The sequence below is a fragment of the Thiomicrorhabdus cannonii genome (assembly GCF_013391695.1).
GTDB classification, from domain to species: domain Bacteria; phylum Pseudomonadota; class Gammaproteobacteria; order Thiomicrospirales; family Thiomicrospiraceae; genus Thiomicrorhabdus; species Thiomicrorhabdus cannonii.
The window spans coordinates 1-399 of the sequence record NZ_JACBGH010000045.1; the positions used below are offsets into that span (position 1 = coordinate 1).

Sequence of the window (399 nt, forward strand, 5' to 3'; positions counted from 1 at the left end):
GTATTTCCAGTACAACGCCAAAGATATTACCGAGAAACAGTGATCCTCGTTGATCAGGGAGGAAGTTATGACATTAACAAGACGTGAATTTATTAAACACAGCGGTATTGCCGCTGGAGCGCTGGTGGTTACATCGGCAGCACCGCTACCCGCATGGGCAGAAGAGAAGGGCGGTAAAATCCTCACCGCGGGACGCTGGGGAGCGATGAACGTAGAAGTGAAGGACGGCAAGATTGTTTCTTCGACAGGCGCGCTGGCGAAAACCATACCGAACTCCTTACAGTCTACGGCGGCGGATCAGGTACACACCACGGCGCGTATTCAGCATCCGATGGTGAGAAAAAGCTATCTCGATAATCCACTGCAACCGGCGAAAGGTCGAGGCGAAGATACCTATGT

The 399-nt window shown here is 51.9% G+C and carries 1 protein-coding gene; it reads left to right on the top strand.

Annotated elements, in window-relative coordinates; genetic code table 11:
* Positions 1-67: 67 nt before the first annotated feature.
* Positions 68-399, top strand: a 332-nt coding sequence (locus tag HZ297_RS11895; protein WP_178863983.1) for a twin-arginine translocation signal domain-containing protein, incomplete at its 3' end; no start/stop codon positions are given.